Source organism: Pseudomonas frederiksbergensis (genome assembly GCF_001952935.1).
In the GTDB taxonomy this organism is placed as follows: domain Bacteria; phylum Pseudomonadota; class Gammaproteobacteria; order Pseudomonadales; family Pseudomonadaceae; genus Aquipseudomonas; species Aquipseudomonas frederiksbergensis.
Genome location: NZ_CP018319.1, coordinates 3,666,061 through 3,688,568, shown reverse-complemented (window position 1 = coordinate 3,688,568; position 22,508 = coordinate 3,666,061). Strand labels below are relative to the sequence as shown.

Here is a 22,508-nt window from a genome sequence, read left to right as displayed (position 1 = left end):
CACGCTCTGCGTGGGAATGCATCACCGGACGCTCCGCGTCCATTCGCGCAAAAGTGACGCAGAGCGTCACGGGCTGCATTCCCACGCAGAGCATGGGAACGATCATCACCAGCCCTCGATTTTTTGGAGCACCGCACCATGACGCTTGCAGTCCAGTTCACCAACGTTTCCCGTCAGTTCGGCGAAGTGAAGGCCGTTGACCGGGTTTCCATCGACATCCAGGACGGCGAGTTCTTTTCCATGCTGGGCCCTTCCGGCTCGGGCAAAACCACCTGTCTGCGCCTGATCGCCGGTTTCGAACAACCGAGTGCAGGCTCTATCCGGATTCACGGCTTCGAGGCCGCCGGGCTGCCGCCCTATCAGCGTGACGTGAACACCGTGTTCCAGGATTACGCGTTGTTCCCGCACATGAACGTACTCGACAACGTCGCCTACGGTTTGAAGGTCAAAGGCGTCGGCAAAACCGAACGCCAGAAACGCGCCGAAGAAGCCCTCGACATGGTCGCCCTCGGCGGCTACGGCGCGCGTAAACCGGTGCAACTGTCCGGCGGTCAGCGCCAGCGTGTGGCCCTGGCCCGCGCCCTGGTCAATCGTCCGCGCGTGCTGCTGCTCGATGAACCGTTGGGCGCGCTCGATTTAAAACTGCGCGAGCAAATGCAGAGTGAATTGAAGAAGCTGCAACGCCAGCTCGGCATCACTTTCATCTTCGTCACCCACGACCAGACCGAAGCGCTGTCAATGTCGGATCGGGTGGCGGTGTTCAACAAGGGGCGCATCGAGCAGGTCGATACCCCGCGCAACCTCTACATGAAACCGGCCACAACCTTTGTCGCCGAATTCGTCGGCACCTCCAACGTGATTCGCGGCGACCTGGCGAAACAATTGAGTGGCAATCCACAGCCGTTTTCGATTCGCCCGGAACACGTGCGTTTCGCCGAAGGACCGTTGGCCAGTCATGAAATCGAAGTCAGCGGCTTGCTCCACGACATTCAGTACCAGGGCAGCGCCACGCGCTATGAAGTGAAACTGGAAAACGGCCAGACCCTGAACATCAGCCAGGCCAACGTCCAGTGGCTCGACGTCAGCGCGCAACATCAGACCGGCCAACGCATCAGCGCACGCTGGGCACGGGAAGCGATGATCCCGCTGCACGACAACGCTGTCGGCGGGGTGTGAGATGAACAGCGTGGCTCTCCCTCAAACCCCGGCCGGCGGCTCGCCGCTGCGCCGGTTTTCCAACCTGCTGTATCGCCGGCCGAATTTTTACCTGTCGCTGCTGCTGGTGCCGCCACTGCTGTGGTTCGGCGCGATCTACCTCGGCTCGCTGCTGGTTCTGTTGTGGCAAGGCTTCTACACCTTCGATGACTTCACCATGGCGGTCACGCCCGACCTGACCCTGGCGAACTTCGCAGCCCTGTTCCAGCCGTCGAACTTCGACATCATCCTGCGCACCTTGAGCATGGCCGTCGTCGTGTCGATCGCCAGTGCCATCGTCGCGTTCCCGATCGCCTACTACATGGCGCGCTACACCACCGGCAAGACCAAGGCGTTTTTCTACATCGCGGTGATGATGCCGATGTGGGCCAGCTACATCGTCAAGGCGTATGCCTGGACGTTGCTGCTGGCCAAGGGCGGCGTGGCACAGTGGTTCGTTCAGCACCTGGGGCTTGAGCCGGTGTTGCAATTCGTTTTGGGCATTCCGGGTGTCGGCGGCAGCACCTTGTCGACCTCGCACCTGGGCCGGTTCATGGTGTTCGTCTACATCTGGCTGCCGTTCATGATCCTGCCGATCCAGGCCTCGCTGGAACGTCTGCCCCCGTCCTTGCTGCAAGCGTCGGCCGACCTTGGCGCAAAGCCGCGCCAGACCTTTATGCAAGTGATTTTGCCGCTGTCGATTCCGGGCATCGCGGCCGGTTCGATCTTCACCTTTTCACTGACCCTGGGCGACTTCATCGTGCCGCAACTGGTGGGCCCGCCGGGCTACTTCGTCGGCAGCATGGTGTACGCCCAGCAAGGCGCGATCGGCAACATGCCGATGGCTGCGGCCTTCACGTTGGTGCCGATTGTGTTGATCGCCATTTACCTGACTATCGTGAAACGACTGGGGGCCTTCGATGCGCTCTGATGCAAAAAAACCAGTGCCGGAAACCCACGGAGAGAAAGCTTCGCTTGGCCTGCGCATCGCAGCCTGGGGCGGGTTGCTGTTTCTGCACTTTCCGATCCTGATCATCTTCCTGTACGCCTTCAACACCGAAGACGCGGCGTTCAGTTTTCCGCCTAAAGGCTTCACGTTGAAGTGGATCGGCGTGGCGTTCTCGCGTCCCGACGTGCTGGAAGCGATCAAGCTGTCACTGCAAATCGCTTCCGTCGCGACGTTGATTGCGCTGATCCTCGGCACGCTAGCGTCGGCGGCCTTGTACCGGCGGGATTTCTTCGGCAAGCAAGGCATTTCGCTGATGCTGATCCTGCCGATTGCCTTGCCGGGGATCATCACCGGCATCGCCTTGCTGGCGACCTTCAAGACGCTGGGGATCGAGCCGGGAATGTTCACCATCATTGTCGGCCACGCGACCTTCTGTGTGGTGATCGTCTACAACAACGTCATCGCCCGCTTGCGTCGCACGTCTCACAGTTTGATCGAGGCTTCGATGGACCTCGGTGCCGACGGCTGGCAGACCTTCCGCTACATCGTCCTGCCGAACCTCGGCTCGGCGTTGCTGGCCGGCGGCATGTTGGCGTTTGCCCTGTCGTTCGACGAAATCATCGTCACTACCTTCACCGCCGGCCATGAACGCACCCTGCCGCTGTGGCTGCTCAACCAGCTCAGCCGCCCACGGGACGTGCCGGTGACCAACGTCGTCGCGATGCTGGTGATGATGGTGACCATGCTGCCGATCCTCGGCGCCTATTACCTGACCCGTGGCGGCGAAAGCGTTGCGGGCAGTGGCGGGAAATAACCGAATGACCACTGAAGGAATCGAATCTCTGTAGGAGTGAGCCTGCTCGCGATGAGGACATCACATTCAACATTGATGTCAGCTGATACACCGCTATCGCGAGCAGGCTCACTCCCACAATTTGATCGGGCTCCTACAGAGAAAAAACAACAGTTGCGAAGAGGACAAAGCCATGCAAACCAAACTCTTGATCAATGGCCAACTGATCGACGGCGAAGGCCCCGCCCAACCGGTGTTCAACCCGGCCCTCGGTCGTGTGTTGGTGGAAATCAACGAAGCCAGTGAAGCCCAGGTCGATGCCGCCGTGCGTGCCGCCGACAGCGCCTTCGAAGGCTGGTCGCAAACCACGCCGAAAGAACGCTCATTGCTGCTGCTCAAACTCGCCGACGCCATCGAAGCCCATGGCGAAGAACTGGCCAAACTGGAATCGGATAACTGCGGAAAACCCTACAGCGCCGCATTGAACGACGAGATCCCGGCGATTGCCGACGTGTTCCGTTTCTTCGCTGGCGCCAGCCGTTGCATGAGCGGTTCGGCGGGCGGTGAATACCTCCCCGGCCACACCTCGATGATCCGCCGCGACCCGGTCGGCGTGATCGCGTCCATCGCACCATGGAACTACCCGCTGATGATGGTCGCCTGGAAAATCGCCCCGGCCCTCGCCGTAGGTAATACCGTGGTGCTCAAACCGTCGGAACAAACCCCGCTGACCGCGCTGCGCCTGGCGGAACTGGCGTCGGATATTTTCCCGGCCGGCGTGCTTAACCTGGTGTTCGGTCGTGGTCCTACGGTGGGTCATCCACTGGTCACACACCCGAAAGTGCGCATGGTCTCGTTGACCGGTTCGATCGCCACCGGTTCGAACATCATTTCCAGCACCGCCGACAGCGTCAAACGCATGCACATGGAACTGGGCGGCAAGGCCCCGGTGATCATCTTCGACGACGCCGACATCGACGCCGCCGTGGAAGGCATTCGCACCTTCGGTTTCTACAACGCCGGCCAGGACTGCACCGCCGCCTGCCGCATCTACGCGCAGGAAGGCATCTACGACACGTTCGTCGAGAAGCTCGGCGAAGCGGTCAGCAGCATCAAGTGCGGCTTGCAGGATGATCCATCGACCGAGCTGGGTCCGTTGATCACCGCGCAACATCGCGACCGCGTGACCGGGTTTGTCGAGCGTGCCGTGGCGCAGCCGCATATCCGATTGATCACCGGCGGCAAGGCTGTGGAAGGCAATGGATTCTTCTTCGAACCCACCGTGTTGGCCGACGCGCAACAGGACGATGAAATCGTCCGTCGTGAAGTGTTCGGGCCGGTGGTGTCGGTGACCAAATTCACCGATGAAGCACAGGTGCTGGGCTGGGCCAACGATTCGAACTATGGCCTGGCGTCGTCGGTCTGGACCTCGGACGTCGGTCGTGCGCATCGCCTGTCTGCGCGTTTGCAGTACGGCTGCACCTGGGTGAATACGCACTTCATGCTGGTCAGCGAAATGCCCCACGGCGGTCAGAAACTGTCCGGTTATGGCAAGGACATGTCCATGTACGGGCTGGAGGACTACACCGTCGTTCGGCATGTGATGTTCAAGCACTAAAAGCATCGCGAGCAGGCTTTGCTCCTACAGGATTGATGTCGTTCGCAAGACTGGTGCACGACCACAAAACCTGTAGGAGCAAGGCTTGCCCGCGATGGCTTCTGGTGCACCACTTCGTCCCGGAAAACCGAAACCTGTGCCACCAATGGCAGCGGGGCACTCAGAGCATTTCGAAATACATCCCCTCCTCCCATTCTTCTTTCGCCCGCTAAGGTTTCTTCAAACCAATGCAAGGCAATCGGTTGACGAACAAGCCGGTAAGACCTAGGGTGTTTACGTCGTTTACAGCGTATACACCTCTAGGAGAGCCACCATGGCCTCACCCGTTTTGTCCTTTCGAGTTGAAGAATCGCTGGCCCAACAGCTGGATAATCTGGCAGCGGCCACCGATCGAGACCGTCAGTACCATCTCAAGCGTGCATTGGTTCGATATGTAGAAGCCGAGTCATGGCATCTGCAAGCCATAAGCGACGGCATAAAAGACGCCGACGCAGGAAATCTCACCGATCTGGATGCCGTAAAGGCTAAGTGGGCAAAACGTGCCGAGCGTAGCACTGACTGAAAAAGCTGAAAGTGACCTCGATTCTATTCATGAGTATTACCAAGGCATCCTTGGTGCTGATGCCGCACTGGAGGTCATAGCGATTTTTCTGCAATCCTTCCATCAACTGGAGCAGTTTCCAGGGTCAGGAAGGCCTTCAGTAGTACCGGATGTACGTGAGCTGGTATTTGGCCGTTATCCATTTATCGCTCCCTATCGATTGATGCATGGCCAGATACAGGTACTGCGTGTTCTGCACCAGCGGGCAGAGCGATCGCAAAATTGGTAATCGGCGACATTCAGCCGCAACACTATCGCCGCGGCTGAATGTCGTACCCCCTTAAAACCGCGAAACACTCCTCATCGCCTCCACCAGATACCGCATCGCAATCTGGTCGCTTTCCGACAGCTCCCGATAGCGCTCCAACAACTTCATCTCGTCCGAGCTGACCCGACGCCTTCGGCGCGCAGTGCTCAGGCAAGGTAGGATTCCCAGCAACTGAGTGATGCCTTGTACTTTCGTCATGGACGATGTCCTTCTATAAGCCCGAGAAAACTTCAAAAACCGCATCGCCCTCTCCTTTTTCTAGTCGCCGGCCTGAAGGGCAGGGTCGGTCATGAACACAGAATAGGAACTATCGCGGCGGTGAAAAGCGATTTTTAGAGTAATTAGTCGAAAAAAGCAGAAATGCCCTATAAATCAGAAAGCACTGTCAGAAAACTTAACCGACATTTCTTGTTTCATTGCCGCGAAGCCAAAGTGCTACCAATCATTTTTTCTACACAACCGAACGGTTTAAGCTATTTGTTATCTGTTTAATGTCCGTTGCGTTTGGCCGAAGGCATGTCCGAACCTTTATTTTTGATCCAGCACGTGCCAGGAACGGCGCGGGATTGTTCACGACAGGTTGAACTTATGCACCGCAGGAATTTGCTCAAAGCATCCATGGCCATCGCCGCCTACACCGGTTTATCAGCCACCGGCCTGCTGGCTTCGCGGGCCTGGGCCGGTACCGGCGCGGCAGATGGCGAGGCTCAGGCGTTCGATTTCGAAGCGCTGAAGATCCAGGCCAAGCAGCTCGCCGGCAATCGCTATCAGGACACCAAGCAGGTGTTGCCGCCGACCCTGGCGACCATGACTCCGCAAAACTTCAACGCGATCCGCTACGACGGCAATCACTCGCTCTGGCATGACCTCAAGGGTCAGCTGGATGTGCAGTTCTTCCATGTGGGCATGGGGTTCAAGCAGCCGGTGCGCATGTACAGCGTCGACCCCAAGACGCGTCAGGCGCGGGAAGTGCATTTCCGCCCTTCCCTGTTCAACTATGAAAAAACCACGGTCGACACCAAACAGCTCACGGGCGACCTGGGGTTCTCCGGGTTCAAGCTGTTCAAGGCCCCGGAGCTGGACCGGCACGACGTACTGTCCTTCCTCGGCGCCAGCTATTTCCGCGCGGTCGATGCCTCAGGGCAGTACGGTCTGTCGGCACGCGGGCTGGCGATCGATACCTATGCCAAGAAGCGTGAAGAATTCCCGGATTTCACCAAGTTCTGGTTCGAGACCCCGGACAAAAACAGCACCCGCTTCGTGGTCTACGCCCTGCTGGATTCGCCGAGCGCCACCGGTGCCTACCGTTTCGACATCGACTGCCAGGCCAGCCAGGTTGTCATGGCCATCGATGCCCACATCAATGCGCGCACTTCCATCGAACAACTGGGCATCGCGCCGATGACCAGCATGTTCAGCTGCGGCACCCATGAACGGCGGATGTGCGACACGATTCACCCGCAAATCCACGACTCTGATCGCCTGGCCATGTGGCGCGGCAACGGCGAGTGGATCTGCCGCCCGCTGAACAACCCGGCCACCCTGCAATTCAACGCCTTCGCCGACACCGACCCGAAAGGTTTCGGTCTGGTGCAGACCGATCATGAGTTCGACAGTTATCAAGACACCGTCGACTGGTACAGCAAGCGTCCGAGCCTGTGGGTAGAACCTACGACCGCGTGGGGCGAAGGCTCTATCGATCTGTTGGAAATTCCTACGACTGGCGAAACACTGGATAACATCGTCGCGTTCTGGACCCCGAAGAAACCGGTCGCGGCCGGCGACTCCCTGAACTACGGCTACAAGCTGTACTGGAGCGCACTGCCACCGGTCGGCACACCGTTGGCGCGGGTCAACGCCACTCGTTCGGGCATGGGCGGCTTCATCGAAGGCTGGGCACCTGGCGAGCATTACCCGGAGGTCTGGGCTCGACGGTTTGCCGTGGACTTCACCGGAGGCGGCCTGGATCGCTTGCCTGAAGGCACGGGGATCGAGCCGGTGGTCACGTGCTCGAATGGGCAGGTCAAGGATTTCAACGTGCTGGTGCTGGATGACATCAAGGGTTACCGCATTACCTTTGACTGGTACCCGACCAATGACAGCGTGGCTCCGGTTGAGCTGCGGTTGTTCATTCGCACCAATGACCGGACGTTAAGTGAGACCTGGTTGTACCAGTATTTCCCGCCGGCGCCTGAGAAGCGCAAGTACACCTGAGAGTAATCGGGGGGTCTGGGCTGGCCCCATCGTGAGCAGGCTCGCTCCCACAGGTGATCTTTGTTGGATACAAAATTTACATCCAATGGAGATCCAATGTGGGAGCGAGCCTGCTCGCGATGAGGGCCTGACAGACAACAAACCTCACTGCACAGAATCAGAAAAGCCCCGATCACAACAATCGGGGCTTTTTGGTTTTACCGCCTCAATCAGTCGCGCAAATCCGACTCATGAATCGGCTGCTCACGATGGGTAGCCCGATGATACTGCGCCGGCCAGATGGCCTTGCGTCCACCCAGGTCATCATCGGCATGCAGCGGCCAGTACGGATCACGCAACAGCTCGCGGGCCAGAAAGATGATGTCAGCCTGACAGGTGCGCAGAATGTGCTCGGCCTGCGCCGGCTCGGTAATCATTCCTACCGTGCCGGTGGCAATGCCTGACTCTTTGCGTACACGTTCAGCGAAGCGGGTCTGATAACCGGGACCTGTAGGAATCTCGGCGTTCACCGCCGTACCGCCCGACGAGACGTCAATCAGGTCTACGCCCAACGCGTGGAGGCGTCGCGCCAGCTCCACGGTTTCATCCGGGTTCCAGCCGTCTTCCACCCAATCGGTGGCCGACACCCGCACGAACAGCGGTAACTCTTCAGGCCACACCGCCCGCACCGCTTCGGTGACTTGCAGCACCAGCCGGATGCGATTCTCGAACGAGCCACCAAATTGATCGCGCCGCTGATTGCTCAGGGGCGAAAGAAATTGATGCAACAGGTAGCCGTGGGCAGCGTGTATTTCCACCACTTTGAAACCGGCGGTCAGCGCTCGCTTGGCCGAAGCGACAAACGCCTGAATGACCTCGGCAATCTCGCTTTCATCGAGCTGTTTGGGATGGGTGTGCTGCGGGTCGAAAGCAATCGGCGACGGCCCCACCGGGATCCAGCCACCGTCTTCGGGTTTGACGCTGCCATGTTTACCGATCCACGGCCGATGGGTGCTGGCCTTGCGCCCGGCGTGAGCCAACTGAATGCCGGCCACAGCGCCTTGCGCCGCAATGAAGCGAGTGATGCGTTGCAACGGTTCGATCTGTTCATCGTTCCACAGGCCGAGGTCCTCGGCGGTGATGCGCCCGTCGGCCGTGACCGCCGTGGCTTCGGTAAATACCAGGCCGGCCCCGCCGACAGCGCGACTGCCGAGGTGGACCAGGTGCCAGTCATTGGCCAGTCCATCAACGCTGGAGTACTGGCACATCGGCGATACCGCAATGCGGTTGAGCAGGGTCAATTGACGAAGGGTATAGGGTTCAAGCAGCAGACTCATGGGGCACCTCTCGAATCAGTGGGCAGGCTCCAGGGTTCTGTTTGAAAGTCGACGAGTGACAGGAAAAAGGTGCAGCACCCGCCCCCGCGGGCAAAAAATTCGACAAGACGTCACAAGGAGAATCAAGCAGTGCTTAGAGACTAGTCGACATCGGGGGATGAGGGAGGGTTCCGGGGATATTTGGTGTCACGGAGATCGCCTTCGCGAGCAAGCCCGCTCCCACAGGGGTTGCGCAAATCCTGTGGGAGCGGGCTTGCTCGCGAAGGATTCAACGCGGTTCGATGTGGGCAATCATCAACTGCACCGTTTCGTTGCCACGAAACTCGTTGAGGTCGAGTTTGTAGGCCAATTCCACCCACTTGATGGTCGGATTCGGCCAGATGTCGCGGTCGATTCCGAAGGCAATGCCATCCAGTTTTACCGAACCGCATTCACTCTTCAGCACCACTTTGAGGTGCCGCTCACCGACCACTCGCTGCTCGACCAGCTGGAACACGCCGTGGAACAACGGCTCCGGGAAGTGCTGCCCCCAAGGTCCGGCATGGCGCAGGGCACGGGCCAGTTCCAGGTGGAATTCCTCGACCGCCAGCGTGCCGTCCGACAACAATCGCCCGGTCAGGTCTTCTTCGCGTAATTGCCTACGCACTTCCGCGTCAAAGGCTTCGGCGAACAACGGAAAGTTCGCTTCCGGCAGCGTCAGGCCGGCGGCCATCGCATGGCCACCGTATTTGCTGATCAGATTCGGATGCTGCGCCGCCACCACGCTCAATGCGTCGCGAATATGAAAACCCTGAACCGAACGTCCCGAGCCCTTAAGCAAGCCATCGCCGGCATCAGCAAAGGCAATGGTCGGACGGAAATAGCGATCTTTCATACGCGATGCGAGGATTCCGATGACACCCTGGTGCCACTCGGGATCGAACAGGCACAGGCCGAACGGCATCGACTCGACCGGCAAATCCTTGAGTTGAGCCAGCGCTTCACGCTGCATGCCCTGCTCAATGGATTTGCGGTCCTGGTTCATGCCGTCGAGTTGAGCGGCCATTTCACGTGCCAGACCAGCGTCTTCGGTGAGCAGGCATTCGATGCCCAGGCTCATGTCATCCAGCCGCCCCGCCGCGTTCAGACGCGGGCCAACAATGAAACCCAGGTCGGTAGAGGTGATGCGCGTGTGATCACGCTTGGCAACTTCGAGGATCGCCTTGATCCCCGGTCGTGCACGCCCGGCGCGAATCCGCTCGAGGCCTTGGTGCACCAGAATCCGGTTGTTGGCATCCAGCGGAACCACGTCGGCGACGCTGCCCAGGGCCACAAGGTCCAGCAACTCGCCGATGTTCGGCTGCGGCTTGCTCTCGTACCAGCCGAGGCTACGCAAACGCGCGCGCAGGGCCATCAGTACATAGAAGATCACTCCGACGCCGGCCAGCGCCTTGCTCGCAAACCCGCAACCCGGCTGATTCGGATTGACGATGGCATCGGCCAGCGGCAACTCGTCACCGGGCAAGTGGTGGTCGGTGACCAGCACTTGGAGCCCGGCCTTTTTCGCCGCCGCCACGCCTTCAACGCTGGAGATCCCGTTGTCCACAGTGATCAGCAATTGGGGTGTACGGGTCAGCGCCACTTCGACGATTTCCGGCGTCAGGCCGTAGCCATACTCGAACCGGTTCGGCACCAAATAGTCGACGTGCGCCGCGCCCAGCAGGCGCAAGCCCAACATGCCCACGGTGCTGGCCGTCGCGCCATCGGCGTCGAAGTCACCGACGATCAGAATCCGCTGACGCTGCTCGAGCGCCGTCACCAGCAAATCCACCGCGGCATCGATGCCTTTGAGCTGCTGGAACGGAATCAGCCGCGCCAGGCTCTTGTCCAGTTCAGCCTCGGACAGCACGCCCCGCGCCGCGTACAGACGGGTCAGCAGTGGCGGCAGATCACCGAGGAATGGCAGGGTATCGGGCAACAGGCGAGGTTCGATGCGCATGGGGTGACAGGTGCTTCTCTTGGAGACGTAGGACAAAACCGGATAACGCGGACCAGCAGCGAATAATCAGCCGCGTTCGCCGCTCAGCCACTGCAACTGGACTTCGTGCTGACCACGGTCGTCGGTGACGAAAATCGTTCCTTCGCTGATCATCACGTCCCACTTGATAACCCGGGGCATGTCTTTGGCCAGGGTTTCCAGCACTTCCTGCGGAACAGCAGCGATGTGCACGTTTTTCAGGTTTTTGATCGCCGGGATCACTTTGGTCTCCCAGACGCGCAGGCTGCCGTAGGCCAGCAGGCTGGTGCGCTCGGTGCGACGCGAGCACCAGGTCAGGCGATCGGCGTCTGGCTGGCCGACTTCGATCCAGTGCAGGACGCGGTCGTCCAGGCTCTTTTCCCACAGGGCAGGTTCGTCCACGTCTGACAGACCGCGACCGAACGACAACTGCTCGTTGTACCAAAAGGCGTAGGCCAGCAGCCGCACGGTCATACGCTCTTCGGTCTCCGAAGGGTGACGGGCGATGGTCTGCTTCACGCTCTCGTACACGCTGCGGTCGAGGTCGGTAAGGTTCAGTTCAAACTTGTAGGTCGTGGACGGCTGGGCCATGAACGGGCTTCTTGATACGGGGAAAGGCGGCAAGTCTAACCGATGCGGTAGGCAATCCACGAATTGAAGGCGATCAACCTTGGTCGTCTGACGTTCGGCTATGTTAAAACCCTGTCTTCGCTCAACCTTTGTCCTACAGGATCCAGCATGCCGCTCACCGGAAAACCGCTCTCAGGGCTGAAAGTCATTGAATTGGGTACGTTGATCGCCGGGCCGTTTGCCTCGCGCATTTGCGGCGAGTTCGGTGCCGAGGTGATCAAAATCGAGTCCCCCGATGGCGGCGATCCGTTGCGCAAATGGCGAAAACTGTATGAAGGCACCTCGCTGTGGTGGTTCGTCCAGGCGCGCAACAAAAAATCCCTGACCCTGAACCTCAAACACCCCGACGGGCTGGCGATTCTGAAAAAACTGCTCAGCGAGGCGGACATCCTGATCGAGAACTTTCGCCCTGGCGTGCTGGAAAAACTCGGCCTGGGCTGGGAAGTCTTGCACGCACTGAACCCGAAACTGGTGATGGTGCGCCTCTCGGGTTTCGGTCAGACCGGGCCGATGAAGGACCAGCCAGGCTTTGGCGCCGTCGGTGAATCCATGGGCGGCTTGCGCTACATCACCGGGTTCGAAGACCGACCACCGGTGCGCACCGGGATTTCCATCGGCGACTCTATTGCCGCGCTCTGGGGCGTGATCGGCGCATTGATGGCTTTGCGTCATCGCGAGGTCAACGGTGGCCTTGGCCAAGTGGTGGATGTGGCGCTATATGAAGCGATCTTCGCCATGATGGAAAGCATGGTCCCGGAATTCGACGTGTTCGGTTTCATCCGCGAACGCACCGGCAACATCATGCCGGGCATCACGCCCTCGTCGATCCACACCAGTGCCGACGGCAAACATGTGCAGATCGGCGCCAATGGCGACGCGATCTTCAAGCGTTTCATGCTGGTCATTGGACGCGAGGATCTGGCCAACGACCCTGCGCTGGCCAGCAACGACGGACGCGATAACCGTCGCGACGAGATTTATGGGGTGATTGATCGCTGGGCCAACTCGCTGCCGCTGGACACCCTCATCGAGCAGTTGAATCAGGCCGACGTACCGGCCAGCCGGATCTTCAGTGCTGAGGACATGTTCAGTGATCCGCAGTACCTGGCCAGGGAAATGTTCCTCAAGGCCAAGTTGCCGGACGGCAAAGATTTCAAGATGCCGGGAATCGTGCCGAAACTCTCAGAGACACCCGGAACATCGGAATGGGTCGGGCCGCAGTTGGGCGAACACAATGCGCAGGTACTCAACGATCTTGGTTATGACAAGGAACAGATCGCAAAGCTGCGTGAAGACGGGGCCATCTAAGCTGGGCTGCCTGCTTGCGCGCCCCATCAACCACTGCCTGTTGCGCGGCGGGCGAGCTTTGTGCGCGTTTGCGTTTTTCTTGCTGCTCGCTGGCCAGGCTCAGCCAACGTTGGCGCAACCGAAAGAAACCCTGGTCTGGTTACTGCGCGACCTTCCACCGCTGATGATTTTCGAGGGATCGAAAAAGGGCCAGGGAGTCATCGATCAGCTATTACCCATGCTGATCGCCCGCATGCCGCAATACGAACACACCCTGATGCGAGTCAATCGCGCTCGCGGCTTGCAAATGCTCCACGAGCCCTCCCTCACGTGCGATGCGGCGCTGAACTGGAGCAAGGAGCGCGCTGGCTGGATTGCGTTTTCCATTCCGGTCTTTCGCGCCATGAGTAACGGCCTGGCAGTGCGGCGCATTGATCGAGAGGCGCTGGCGCCCTTTATCAAGGACGGCGAAGTGGACCTGGCGGCCCTGCTGACCAGTGGCCGGGAGAAACTGGGCATTATTGCCGAGCGCAATTACGGCGAATATCTCGACGCGCTGCTCAAACAAGCGCCAGCCAACTCACTGACTCTCCATTACGGGAACGATGCGTTGGGCAGCCTGTTGCAAATGCAACGCCTGGGGCGCTTGCGGACGCTGTTGGGGTACCGTTCGGAGATCCGCTACCAGGCCCAGCAGCAAGGGATCGCGGAAGAGGAACTGCAGTTCTACCCGATTCGCGGCACGGGTAAATACCTGTCCGGCTACATCGGCTGTACCGACACCCCTCAGGGCCGGCAGGCGATCATCGAGATCAACCAAGTGCTGCGCACCCTGCCCCACGATCACTTGAGCGAGGCATATGCCGCCTGGCTGGACCCCGAAAGCCGCAGCGACTACCTGGAAGCCAGTCGGGTATTTTTCCTGCAGCAGGCCGGGCAATGACAAATCGCAGGCAAAAAGAAACCCCGAGAAGTGGGGAGACGACTCGGGGTTAAACGTGGCCTACATAAAGACCAGTGGCAGCAAGCTACAAGCACCGGAGCACAATGCTCGATCCTGCTGTTACATGGTCTGACTGACCCGAGCGCAGGAAGGTTCCCACAAAAAACAATTCAATTTCGGTTGGCCAGGATCTTGTCCTGGGCAGCATTGCGCAACGCCGCGATGACGCAGGGCTCCAGCCTGCCTTCGGCAATCAGCACGTCGCGATGCAATCCGTCGACGACATCCGTCAGCAGACGCTTGCTGGTCAGTTGGGCCTGATTGAACGCCCGTTCGACCACGATCGCGCCGGTCGCATTTTTCAGTGTCACCAGGCATTCGCCATGGGTTCCCGACGGGGTCAACGTTACCTGATACGGGCTCAGAGCTTCACCGAGCAATAGACTGATACTTTCCATCTCGATCACCACTCAATAGTCCGAAAACAAAGTGCCAGAGGCGTTCCTACAGTAAATGACCACGGGCTCGAGAAGAAAGTTCTGGATACCGACTGCTGGTGAACCTGCGCTGCGGGTCAATAGAGCATGCACGGCCAAGATGACAGATAGAAAACAGCCGCGTCATGCCTGCTGCTTGCGCTTGCCGATATCGGTCCATCCACCCAGCAGGCCCCGCAATTGTCCGTCGGCACCGTAAAAAGGCACCGTCCACTGATAGATATGTCTGACGCCGTTGTTGAACTTCAATTGACGCTCACTGAAGCGCGTCTTGCGCGTACCGAGCTGGGCCATGAACTCTGCGTGCAGCAGTTCAGCAGTCTCTTTGGGCAAGACATCCAGTTCAATCAGCTGTCGTCCCTGAACCTGGTCGAAACGGGTCGACAAGCCTTCCTCATAACTTTTGTTGCACATGATCAAACGCCCTTCCAGATCGCGAACAAACATCGGATCGGGCATGGCGTCCATCAACGCGTGCTGGAAGGTGAGTTGATCACTCAGACTTTTCTCGGCATCCAGGCGCTGCTGGATCAATATCGTGAGCCGTCGGTTCCAGAGCAGGGACAACAAGCCGAACAGACTGACGATAAACATTCCCCAGCAGCCCCACTCGGCGAGTCGATTCCAGGTACCGGGCACCTTGACGGGGACAATCCCATTGAGCCATTTCAGGCGCATGGCGCGCAGTTCGGCAGGATCAAGCGCCTCAAGCGCCTTGTTGAGAATGCTCGACAGCTGAGGTTGACCTTTGCGGACGGCCAGGTGGTCCGCCTCCCATTTGCCCTCCACCGTATACCCGACCTTGAGTTGCCCGGACGGATAGAGGTGGGCTCCGGTTTCGTTTTCGATGGTGGCATAGGCCTCGCCGCTCTCGACCAGCGCCCGGGCCTCCGCGTAGGTTTTAACCGAGCGCAGCTCGATGTCCGAATAGTCGCGGCGAATCGTAGCCTCCAGCGCATGCCGGGTCGGCAACACCAGAACCCTTCCCGACAGCTGCTCCAGCGATTGCACCTCTGGCGCTCCGGCCCGCCCGACGAACACCCAGCCAGCACCACCGAATGCATGACTGAAATCCAGAAACGTCTTGCGTTCGTCATTCATCGCCAGCGTCGTGCTCATGTCCGCTGCACCACTTTCCAGGCGCCCGAGCAACTGATCGGTGGAAAACGACTCTTCGTGAACAAACCGCAACCCCGTCATCGCGCTGATGCGGTTGAGCAGATCATTGTTCAAGCCATTCCATTGGCCGTGCTTATCCTTGAACAGGTACAACGGATATTGCACCGACGCGACGACGACATTTGAATGCTCGGCAATCCACTTCAACTCCTGAGCATCCAGCTCGATCCTGGGGCCAGCCACCGTCCCTTTGGAATCGGTTGCCGCCAATTGCGACGCGCTCCCCCATTGAGCAAAGCCCAGGGTGCCGAGTAAAAAAAACATCCAGCACGCGGCTGGTTTTAACCCTATGAAAAACAGCATTGCCACTTCCTTCGTGATCAACTCGCCCGTCCTTCATAGGGCGAAAACCCAGCAAGTGTGACATGCAGAAATGAGAAAGCCCGTCAGGAGACGGGCTTCAAAATGTGACAGATTTAATTGGTTACAGAGGCTTGCCGCGGTTGCCATGCTTGCTGACAAAGGCCTGCACGGCTTTCAAGTCATTTGGCAGCACGGTGCAGCGCTCATCTCGCTCAAACAAATCAGAAAGATGTGCAGGTAGTTCGAGTGCTTTTCCTACACCTGCTTTTTCCACTGCGTCGGGGAATTTGACCGGATGCGCCGTACCGAGGATCACCATCGGGATATCCAGGCTGCGACGGCACTCGCGCGCTGCCTTCACGCCGATGGCAGTGTGCGGATCCAGCAGCTCGCCGGTTTGCTCGAAAACCTCGGCAATGGTTTCGCAAGTTTGAGCGTCATCCACGGCCAGCGAATCGAACAGCTTGCGAGCTTCGGTCCAGCGTTCCTGTTCGACGCTGAAACCGCCACCTTGTTTGAAGGTGTCCATCAACCCGGCGATCGCTGCACCGTTGCGACCGTGCAGGTCGAACAGCAGGCGTTCGAAGTTCGACGACACCATGATGTCCATCGACGGCGACAGCGTGGCGTGCAGGGTGTCCTTGACGTACTGATTGCCGCTCATGAAGCGGTGCAGGATGTCGTTGCGGTTGGTGGCGACGATCAACTGGTTGATCGGCAGGCCCATGTTGCGCGCCAGGTAACCGGCGAAAATGTCGCCGAAGTTGCCGGTCGGCACCGAGAACGATACCGAACGTGCCGGGCCGCCCAACTGCAGGGCTGCATGGAAGTAGTAAACGATCTGGGCCATGATTCGCGCCCAGTTGATCGAGTTCACCGCCACCAGACGCGTGCCTTTGAGGAAGCTCTGGTCGGCGAAGCTGGCCTTGACCATTTCCTGGCAGTCATCGAAGTTGCCTTCGATGGCGATGTTATGGATGTTCTCGCCGAAGATGGTGGTCATCTGGCGGCGCTGCACTTCGGACACGCGGTTGTGCGGGTGCAGGATAAAGATGTCGACGTTTTCGCAATGCTTGCAGCCTTCGATGGCGGCCGAGCCGGTGTCGCCGGAGGTGGCGCCGACAATCACAACGCGCTCACCCCGTTTTTCCAGCACGTAGTCGAGCAGACGACCCAGCAGCTGCAAGGCGAAGTCTTTGAACGCGAGGGTCGGACCGTGGAACAGCTCCAGCACCCATTCGTTACCGTTCAGCTGACGCAATGGTGCCACGGCGTTGTGGGAAAACACGCCGTAGGTTTCTTCCAGAATCTTTTTGAAATCGGCATCAGGGATGCTGCCGGTGACGAACGGGCGCATCACCCGGAAGGCCAGCTCGTGATACGGCAGGCCGGCCCACGAAGCGATTTCTTCCTGGGTGAAGCGTGGCAGGTTTTCCGGGACGTACAGACCACCGTCCGTGGCCAGGCCGGCCAGCAGGACGTCTTCGAAATTCAGGGCCGGTGCCTGGCCGCGGGTACTGATATAACGCATGACTGGCTCCAATAGACAGTGTTCGCAAACCCGGGCCCGCAGGCGAGCCCGGTGAACGATAACGGCTTAGTTCAGGTGCTCGACGCGGATCCGTACGACCGGACCGACTACGCCCGCCAAGGCTTCCAGGGCGGCGATCGCGTCGTTCATGTGCTGTTCCAGCACGCGGTGAGTCAGCAGGATCATCGGCACCAGGCCGTCGTGTTCTTCGACTTCCTTCTGCATGATCGATTCGATGTTGATGCCGCGCTCCGACAGGATGCTCGCCACCTGCGCCAACACGCCCGGATGATCCTTGGCCTGGATGCGCAGGTAATAGGAGCTTTCGCAGGCCTCGATCGGCAGGATCGGGTGGGCCGACAGCGAATCCGGCTGGAACGCCAGGTGCGGTACGCGGTTTTCCGGGTCGGACGTCATGGCGCGAACCACGTCCACCAGATCGGCGATCACCGACGAAGCGGTCGGCTCCATGCCAGCGCCAGCGCCGTAGAACAGGGTCGAACCGGCAGCATCACCGTTGACCATCACTGCGTTCATCACGCCGTTGACGTTGGCGATCAGGCGATCGGCCGGGATCAGCGTCGGGTGCACGCGCAACTCGATGCCGGCCGCGGTGCTGCGCGCCACGCCCAGGTGCTTGATGCGATAGCCCAGCGCTTCGGCGTAGTTCACGTCAGCGGTGGTCAGCTTGGTGATGCCTTCGGTGTAGGCCTTGTCGAATTGCAGCGGAATACCGAAGGCGATGGACGCCAGGATCGTCAGTTTGTGGGCGGCGTCGATGCCTTCAACGTCGAAGGTCGGATCGGCCTCGGCGTAACCCAGGGCTTGAGCCTCGGCGAGTACGTCTTCGAAGGTACGGCCCTTCTCACGCATTTCGGTGAGGATGAAGTTACCGGTGCCGTTGATGATGCCGGCGACCCAGTTGATGCGGTTGGCCGACAGGCCTTCACGAATCGCCTTGATCACCGGGATGCCACCGGCCACGGCGGCTTCGAACGCCACAATCACGCCCTTCTCGCGGGCCTTGGCGAAAATTTCATTACCGTGAACGGCGATCAACGCCTTGTTCGCGGTCACCACATGTTTTCCGTTCTCGATCGCTTTGAGTACCAGCTCGCGGGCAACGGTGTAGCCGCCCATCAGCTCTATGACGATGTCGATCTCAGGGTTCGTGGCCACTTCGAAGACATCGTTGGTAATCGCAATACCGGTCGTCTGGAACTGAGGCTTTGGCGTGCGCATGGCAATTTGTGCCACTTCGATTCCACGCCCGGCACGACGAGAAATTTCCTCGGCGTTACGCTGAAGTACGTTGAAGGTACCGCCACCGACGGTCCCTAACCCACAGATGCCTACTTTGACCGGTTTCACTGTGAACTCCCCATAAAACGGCCGACTCAAGGCCGGCCGTGAAAACAACCGCATACTCGCGGCTCTCTATTAATGGCTCGGCGAACACTGCCGTCGAACCATGATCGTCAATGGCTGGCCGTGACGATGCGAATTTATTTCGCGTCCAGCGCCAGTTTGGCGACTTGTGGCGCTGGCTGGTAGCCCGGAATGACCTGGCCGTCGGCCAAAACGATGGCCGGTGTACCGTTCACGCCAATCGACTGGCCGAGGGCGAACTGCTTGGAAACCGGGTTATCGCACTTGGCGGCCTTGATTTCCTTGCCGTCGACCATCTTGTCCATCGCCGCTTTCTTGTCTTTGGAGCACCAGACCGCTTGCAGCTGCTCATCACCCGGCGAGCCCAGGCCCTGGCGCGGGAAGGCGACATAACGCACTTCGATGCCGCGCTTGTTCAGCTCAGGCACTTCGGCGTGCAGTTTGTGGCAGTACGGGCAGGTGGTGTCGGTGAACACGGTGATGTGCGATTTGGTTTCGCCGATCGCGGGGTAGACCACGGTTTCCGCGACTGGAATGGCGTTGACCAGTTTGGACACGCCCAGGCGTTCGGTCTTCTCGGTCAGGTTGACCGGTTTGCCGTCCTTGAGCTGGAACATATACCCCTGAACGACGTACTGGCCGTCGGCGCTGGCGTAGAGCACGCGGCTGCCCTTGAGCTTGACTTCGTACAGGCCCGGCAGCGGGCTGGCGGAGATGCTTTCTACCGGCACTTCCAGCTGGAGGTTTTCCAGGCTTTTACGAATGGCTTTGTCGGCCGCGTCATCGGCGACGGCAAAGGTGCTGACCAACGCAATGGCTGCGGCGGCGAAAATCTGGGTCAGACGCATGAGAACTCCTGAAGGCGGACAAATGGGACGATCAGAACGCCCGTGCCGAAACACCGGGTCATAAACGCCCATCGTGCAAACCGGCAAAGCCTACCACATAAGGCCCTTGTGGCGAGGGGGCTTGCCCCCGTTGGGTTGCGAAGCAGCCCCATTTTGACGATCTCAAGCAGCCAGATAGACCGGTGTGTGCGACTTGACGACTGCTGCGCAGCCGAACGGGGGTAAACCCCCTCGCCACAGGTGAGCATTCCACTTCAGGAATTGTGTTATCCGCGGGGGTGGTGTTTGGCGTGCAGGTCCTGCAAGCGGGCGCGGGCGACGTGGGTGTAGATCTGCGTAGTCGACAGATCGCTGTGGCCGAGCAGCATTTGCACCACCCGCAGGTCGGCGCCGTGGTTGAGCAAGTGGGTGGCAAAGGCATGACGCAGGGTATGCGGCGACAACGACTTGCCGATCCCGGCAACCTTGGCCTGGTGCTTGATGCGATGCCAGAAGGTCTGCCGCGTCATCTGCTCGCCACGCTGGCTGGGGAACATGACATCGCTGGGACGCCCGCCAAGCAGCTCCTGGCGGCCATCGCGCAGGTAACGCTCGACCCAGACAATCGCCTCTTCGCCCATCGGCACCAGCCGCTCCTTGCTGCCCTTGCCCATCACCCGCAAAACGCCTTGGCGCAGGTTGACCTGTTCCAGCGTCAGGCTGATCAGTTCCGTCACGCGCAAGCCGCAGGCATAAAGCACTTCGAGCATGGCGCGGTCGCGTTGGCCGATGGCTTCGCTCAAGTCCGGAGCCTTCAACAGCGCTTCTACGTCTGCTTCCGACAGAGATTTGGGCAACGGCCTACCGAGTTGAGGCATATCGACCCGTAACGTGGGATCGACCGCGATCAACTTTTCCCGCAGCAGATAACGATAAAAGCCGCGCACCCCCGAGAGAAATCTCGCGGTGGAACGGGGCTTGTAATTTTGCTCCAGACGCCAGGCCAAGTGATCGAGGATCAACTCGCGTCCGGCGTTGATCAGCTCCAGGTTTTTTTCCTGCAGCCAGCCGTTGAACAGGGCAAGGTCGCTGCGATAGGCATCGCGGGTGTTATCGGAAAGACCTTTCTCCAGCCATAGCGCGTCGAGAAACTGGTCTATCAAAGGATGATCGATGGCGGGCATAAAGGCTCAGGCAAGACCGACAGTACGGTCAGGGAAGATAAATCGCAGGCAACAAAAAAGCAGCCCGTAGGCTGCTTTTTTCTGCATCGGAAGCTGGACTTAAGCCAGTTTTTCCTTGATGCGAGCTGCTTTACCGGACAGGTCACGCAGGTAGTACAGCTTGGCTTTACGTACGTCACCGCGACGTTTAACGGCCATGCTGTCGATTTGCGGGCTGTAGGTCTGGAAAGTACGCTCTACGCCAACACCGTTGGAGATTTTACGAACGGTGAAAGCACTGTTTACGCCGCGGTTACGCTTGGCGATAACAACACCTTCGAACGCTTGCAGACGCGAACGGTCGCCTTCCTTCACTTTCACCTGAACGACAATGGTGTCGCCCGGGGCAAAGGTAGGGATCTCTTTGGTCATCTGCTCTGCTTCGAGTGCAAGGATGATTTTGTTAGTCATGCTGTGCTCCTAAGGTAAATCGTCGGATCTACCATCGATACGTTGTTAACTATCGTCCCGCTCGCGGATGTATTCCTCGAGCAGCTTCTTCTCTTCTCCAGAAAGCGAGCGGCTTTCCAGAAGATCGGCGCGTCGTTCAAAGGTCCTACCAAGGGACTGCTGTAAACGCCAACGCCGGATATGCGCGTGATTGCCACTTAGCAATACGTCGGGAACACGCTGATCCGCATACACCTCCGGTCGGGTGTAGTGCGGGCAATCCAGCAAACCATCCGTAAAGGAATCTTCCTCGGCGGAGTCCGCATGCCCTAAAGCTCCAGGCAGCAGTCGTGTAACCGCATCGATCAGGACCATCGCCGGCAGCTCGCCGCCAGACAGTACATAGTCGCCAATCGACCACTCTTCATCGACATGAGCATCAATAAAACGCTCGTCAATGCCTTCATAGCGGCCGGCAATCAGGATCAATGCATCCAGATTCGCCAACTCGCGTACCGCCGACTGAGTCAGTTGACGGCCTTGGGGGGACAGGTAAATCACCTTCGCCGCCTCCCCGGCTGCTGCCTTGGCCTGAACCAACGCATCTTCCAGGGGCTTGATCTTCATCACCATGCCCGGACCACCGCCAAATGGGCGATCGTCCACAGTGTGATGTCGATCCGTCGTGTAGTCTCGCGGATTCCAACAGGTGAGCTGCAAGAGCCCCTGTTTCACCGCACGACTGGTGATGCCGTACTCGCTGATGGCGGAGAACATCTCGGGAAACAAACTGATCACTTCTACGCGCAAGTTAGCCACGCTTAGAAGTCCGCATCCCATTCCACCTTCATCTCGCCTGCGGCAAGGTCGACAGCCAACACGCATTGCTCCGTATAGGGCAACAGGCGTTCGCGATCATCCAGGCTGCCAGCGCAAGGCTTGACCACCATTACATCATTGGCGCCGGTTTCCAGAAGATGATCGATTTTCCCGAGCAATTGCCCGAGTTGATCAATGACCTTCAGACCTTCCAGCTGGTACCAGTAGTACTCGCCGTCGGTCAATTCAGGGAACAGGTTGCGCGGCACGCAGATCTCATAACCGGCCAGAAGACGCGCTTCTTCACGATCATCGAGACCCTTGAGCTTTGCGACCAGGAACTTGTCGTTCCCGCGTCCGCTGACCAGCTCGACCTGTTTCACATTGCCTTCGCGCTTGAGCGTCCAGGTTTTGTACTGCAACAGGTTTTCAGTCGGATCAGTAAAGGAATACACCTTCACTTCGCCGCGAACGCCATGAACCGAGTAAATTTTGCCGATAACGATCAAATCATCAGCAACAGCTGGCGTCGCGTTCATAT

General features: G+C 59.0%; 22 protein-coding genes. 9 read left to right on the top strand and 13 right to left on the bottom strand.

Going from position 1 to position 22,508, the window contains the following annotated elements; all coding sequences use genetic code 11:
• The first annotated feature begins 138 nt into the window (after positions 1 to 138).
• From PFAS1_RS17130 to PFAS1_RS17105, 6 genes are all read left to right on the top strand, one after another.
• Positions 139 to 1,176 carry an ABC transporter ATP-binding protein gene (locus PFAS1_RS17130; RefSeq protein WP_076029888.1) on the top strand — a complete coding sequence of 346 codons (1,038 nt, stop codon included), beginning with the start codon at positions 139 to 141 and terminating at the stop codon, positions 1,174 to 1,176.
• Position 1,177: 1 nt separating this feature from the next.
• On the top strand, positions 1,178 to 2,125 hold the full coding sequence (locus PFAS1_RS17125; RefSeq protein ID WP_076029887.1) for an ABC transporter permease: 948 nt from the start codon (positions 1,178 to 1,180) through the stop codon (positions 2,123 to 2,125).
• On the top strand, positions 2,115 to 2,957 hold the full coding sequence (locus PFAS1_RS17120; protein WP_076029886.1) for an ABC transporter permease: 843 nt from the start codon (positions 2,115 to 2,117) through the stop codon (positions 2,955 to 2,957). Before PFAS1_RS17125 ends, PFAS1_RS17120 begins: the two co-directional genes overlap by 11 nt.
• 172 nt (positions 2,958 to 3,129) lie before the next feature.
• Positions 3,130 to 4,554, top strand: a complete 1,425-nt coding sequence (locus tag PFAS1_RS17115; protein ID WP_076029885.1) for a gamma-aminobutyraldehyde dehydrogenase — start codon at positions 3,130 to 3,132, stop codon at positions 4,552 to 4,554.
• A 313-nt stretch (positions 4,555 to 4,867) separates the two neighbouring features.
• Positions 4,868 to 5,116: a CopG family ribbon-helix-helix protein gene (locus PFAS1_RS17110; protein ID WP_074879854.1), complete on the top strand. Its 249-nt coding sequence runs from the start codon at positions 4,868 to 4,870 to the stop codon at positions 5,114 to 5,116.
• A complete protein-coding gene (locus tag PFAS1_RS17105; protein ID WP_076029884.1) occupies positions 5,094 to 5,384 on the top strand; it encodes a type II toxin-antitoxin system RelE/ParE family toxin in 291 nt (96 codons plus the stop codon). The genes PFAS1_RS17110 and PFAS1_RS17105 overlap by 23 nt, the downstream gene beginning before the upstream one ends.
• A gap of 51 nt (positions 5,385 to 5,435) precedes the next feature.
• Here PFAS1_RS17105 and PFAS1_RS17100 read toward each other — a convergent pair whose 3' ends face one another.
• A complete protein-coding gene (locus PFAS1_RS17100) occupies positions 5,436 to 5,621 on the bottom strand; it encodes a hypothetical protein (RefSeq protein WP_074880851.1) in 186 nt (61 codons plus the stop codon).
• Between the two features lie 390 nt (positions 5,622 to 6,011).
• Between PFAS1_RS17100 and PFAS1_RS17095 the strand changes: the two genes are divergently transcribed.
• Positions 6,012 to 7,637, top strand: coding sequence for a glucan biosynthesis protein D (locus tag PFAS1_RS17095; protein ID WP_076029883.1), 1,626 nt, complete (start codon positions 6,012 to 6,014; stop codon positions 7,635 to 7,637).
• Positions 7,638 to 7,846: 209 nt separating this feature from the next.
• On the opposite strand, the gene PFAS1_RS17090 is transcribed toward PFAS1_RS17095, so the two are convergent.
• The 3 genes from PFAS1_RS17090 to PFAS1_RS17080 all read right to left on the bottom strand — a co-directional run bounded on the left by PFAS1_RS17090 (position 7,847) and on the right by PFAS1_RS17080 (position 11,540).
• Positions 7,847 to 8,953 carry an NADH:flavin oxidoreductase/NADH oxidase gene (locus PFAS1_RS17090; RefSeq protein WP_076029882.1) on the bottom strand — a complete coding sequence of 369 codons (1,107 nt, stop codon included), beginning with the start codon at positions 8,951 to 8,953 and terminating at the stop codon, positions 7,847 to 7,849.
• A 268-nt stretch (positions 8,954 to 9,221) separates the two neighbouring features.
• A complete protein-coding gene (recJ, locus tag PFAS1_RS17085; protein WP_076029881.1) occupies positions 9,222 to 10,931 on the bottom strand; it encodes a single-stranded-DNA-specific exonuclease RecJ in 1,710 nt (569 codons plus the stop codon).
• Between the two features lie 66 nt (positions 10,932 to 10,997).
• On the bottom strand, positions 10,998 to 11,540 hold the full coding sequence (locus PFAS1_RS17080) for a YaeQ family protein (RefSeq protein WP_007897614.1): 543 nt from the start codon (positions 11,538 to 11,540) through the stop codon (positions 10,998 to 11,000).
• A gap of 147 nt (positions 11,541 to 11,687) precedes the next feature.
• On the opposite strand from PFAS1_RS17080, the gene PFAS1_RS17075 reads away from it, so the two are divergent.
• Together PFAS1_RS17075 and PFAS1_RS17070 are read left to right on the top strand one after the other, a co-directional pair.
• Positions 11,688 to 12,887, top strand: a complete 1,200-nt coding sequence (locus PFAS1_RS17075) for a CaiB/BaiF CoA transferase family protein (protein WP_074879869.1) — start codon at positions 11,688 to 11,690, stop codon at positions 12,885 to 12,887.
• The gene (locus PFAS1_RS17070; RefSeq protein ID WP_076029880.1) at positions 12,841 to 13,809 is read left to right on the top strand and encodes a TIGR02285 family protein; all 969 of its coding nucleotides are present in this window, start codon (positions 12,841 to 12,843) and stop codon (positions 13,807 to 13,809) included. Before PFAS1_RS17075 ends, PFAS1_RS17070 begins: the two co-directional genes overlap by 47 nt.
• A gap of 170 nt (positions 13,810 to 13,979) precedes the next feature.
• Here the strand turns inward: PFAS1_RS17070 and PFAS1_RS17065 are convergent, their stop codons facing one another.
• From PFAS1_RS17065 to rimM, 9 genes are all read right to left on the bottom strand, one after another.
• On the bottom strand, positions 13,980 to 14,267 hold the full coding sequence (locus PFAS1_RS17065; protein WP_033056390.1) for a DUF3509 domain-containing protein: 288 nt from the start codon (positions 14,265 to 14,267) through the stop codon (positions 13,980 to 13,982).
• A gap of 162 nt (positions 14,268 to 14,429) precedes the next feature.
• Positions 14,430 to 15,788 carry a transporter substrate-binding domain-containing protein gene (locus PFAS1_RS17060; protein ID WP_076029879.1) on the bottom strand — a complete coding sequence of 453 codons (1,359 nt, stop codon included), beginning with the start codon at positions 15,786 to 15,788 and terminating at the stop codon, positions 14,430 to 14,432.
• A gap of 121 nt (positions 15,789 to 15,909) precedes the next feature.
• Complete coding sequence (gene thrC / locus PFAS1_RS17055; RefSeq protein ID WP_076029878.1) at positions 15,910 to 17,319, bottom strand: threonine synthase; 1,410 nt, start codon at positions 17,317 to 17,319, stop codon at positions 15,910 to 15,912.
• A gap of 66 nt (positions 17,320 to 17,385) precedes the next feature.
• Positions 17,386 to 18,690: a homoserine dehydrogenase gene (locus tag PFAS1_RS17050; RefSeq protein WP_074880855.1), complete on the bottom strand. Its 1,305-nt coding sequence runs from the start codon at positions 18,688 to 18,690 to the stop codon at positions 17,386 to 17,388.
• A 134-nt stretch (positions 18,691 to 18,824) separates the two neighbouring features.
• On the bottom strand, positions 18,825 to 19,556 hold the full coding sequence (gene dsbC / locus PFAS1_RS17045) for a bifunctional protein-disulfide isomerase/oxidoreductase DsbC (RefSeq protein ID WP_074879881.1): 732 nt from the start codon (positions 19,554 to 19,556) through the stop codon (positions 18,825 to 18,827).
• A gap of 266 nt (positions 19,557 to 19,822) precedes the next feature.
• Positions 19,823 to 20,719 (bottom strand): site-specific tyrosine recombinase XerD, encoded by an 897-nt coding sequence (xerD, locus tag PFAS1_RS17040; protein WP_074879884.1) that lies wholly within the window; start codon positions 20,717 to 20,719, stop codon positions 19,823 to 19,825.
• A gap of 99 nt (positions 20,720 to 20,818) precedes the next feature.
• Positions 20,819 to 21,169, bottom strand: a complete 351-nt coding sequence (gene rplS / locus PFAS1_RS17035) for a 50S ribosomal protein L19 (RefSeq protein ID WP_003175895.1) — start codon at positions 21,167 to 21,169, stop codon at positions 20,819 to 20,821.
• Positions 21,170 to 21,214: 45 nt separating this feature from the next.
• Positions 21,215 to 21,988: a tRNA (guanosine(37)-N1)-methyltransferase TrmD gene (gene trmD, locus PFAS1_RS17030; protein ID WP_173860472.1), complete on the bottom strand. Its 774-nt coding sequence runs from the start codon at positions 21,986 to 21,988 to the stop codon at positions 21,215 to 21,217.
• On the bottom strand, positions 21,970 to 22,506 hold the full coding sequence (rimM, locus tag PFAS1_RS17025; protein ID WP_008014731.1) for a ribosome maturation factor RimM: 537 nt from the start codon (positions 22,504 to 22,506) through the stop codon (positions 21,970 to 21,972). The genes trmD and rimM overlap by 19 nt, the downstream gene beginning before the upstream one ends.
• Between the last annotated feature and the right edge of the window lie 2 nt (positions 22,507 to 22,508).

Coding starts and splice junctions, on each gene's coding strand:
- rplS (WP_003175895.1), bottom strand. CDS start 21,169: ATGACTAACAAAATCATCCTTGCACTCGAAGCAGAGCAGATGACCAAA.
- PFAS1_RS17100 (WP_074880851.1), bottom strand. CDS start 5,621: ATGACGAAAGTACAAGGCATCACTCAGTTGCTGGGAATCCTACCTTGC.
- PFAS1_RS17070 (WP_076029880.1), top strand. CDS start 12,841: ATGACAAGGAACAGATCGCAAAGCTGCGTGAAGACGGGGCCATCTAAG.
- PFAS1_RS17065 (WP_033056390.1), bottom strand. CDS start 14,267: ATGGAAAGTATCAGTCTATTGCTCGGTGAAGCTCTGAGCCCGTATCAG.
- rimM (WP_008014731.1), bottom strand. CDS start 22,506: ATGAACGCGACGCCAGCTGTTGCTGATGATTTGATCGTTATCGGCAAA.
- PFAS1_RS17060 (WP_076029879.1), bottom strand. CDS start 15,788: ATGCTGTTTTTCATAGGGTTAAAACCAGCCGCGTGCTGGATGTTTTTT.
- recJ (WP_076029881.1), bottom strand. CDS start 10,931: ATGCGCATCGAACCTCGCCTGTTGCCCGATACCCTGCCATTCCTCGGT.
- PFAS1_RS17095 (WP_076029883.1), top strand. CDS start 6,012: ATGCACCGCAGGAATTTGCTCAAAGCATCCATGGCCATCGCCGCCTAC.
- xerD (WP_074879884.1), bottom strand. CDS start 20,719: ATGCCCGCCATCGATCATCCTTTGATAGACCAGTTTCTCGACGCGCTA.
- PFAS1_RS17075 (WP_074879869.1), top strand. CDS start 11,688: ATGCCGCTCACCGGAAAACCGCTCTCAGGGCTGAAAGTCATTGAATTG.
- dsbC (WP_074879881.1), bottom strand. CDS start 19,556: ATGCGTCTGACCCAGATTTTCGCCGCCGCAGCCATTGCGTTGGTCAGC.
- PFAS1_RS17120 (WP_076029886.1), top strand. CDS start 2,115: ATGCGCTCTGATGCAAAAAAACCAGTGCCGGAAACCCACGGAGAGAAA.
- PFAS1_RS17080 (WP_007897614.1), bottom strand. CDS start 11,540: ATGGCCCAGCCGTCCACGACCTACAAGTTTGAACTGAACCTTACCGAC.
- PFAS1_RS17090 (WP_076029882.1), bottom strand. CDS start 8,953: ATGAGTCTGCTGCTTGAACCCTATACCCTTCGTCAATTGACCCTGCTC.
- thrC (WP_076029878.1), bottom strand. CDS start 17,319: ATGCGTTATATCAGTACCCGCGGCCAGGCACCGGCCCTGAATTTCGAA.
- PFAS1_RS17115 (WP_076029885.1), top strand. CDS start 3,130: ATGCAAACCAAACTCTTGATCAATGGCCAACTGATCGACGGCGAAGGC.
- PFAS1_RS17125 (WP_076029887.1), top strand. CDS start 1,178: ATGAACAGCGTGGCTCTCCCTCAAACCCCGGCCGGCGGCTCGCCGCTG.
- PFAS1_RS17130 (WP_076029888.1), top strand. CDS start 139: ATGACGCTTGCAGTCCAGTTCACCAACGTTTCCCGTCAGTTCGGCGAA.
- PFAS1_RS17110 (WP_074879854.1), top strand. CDS start 4,868: ATGGCCTCACCCGTTTTGTCCTTTCGAGTTGAAGAATCGCTGGCCCAA.
- trmD (WP_173860472.1), bottom strand. CDS start 21,988: ATGGGATGCGGACTTCTAAGCGTGGCTAACTTGCGCGTAGAAGTGATC.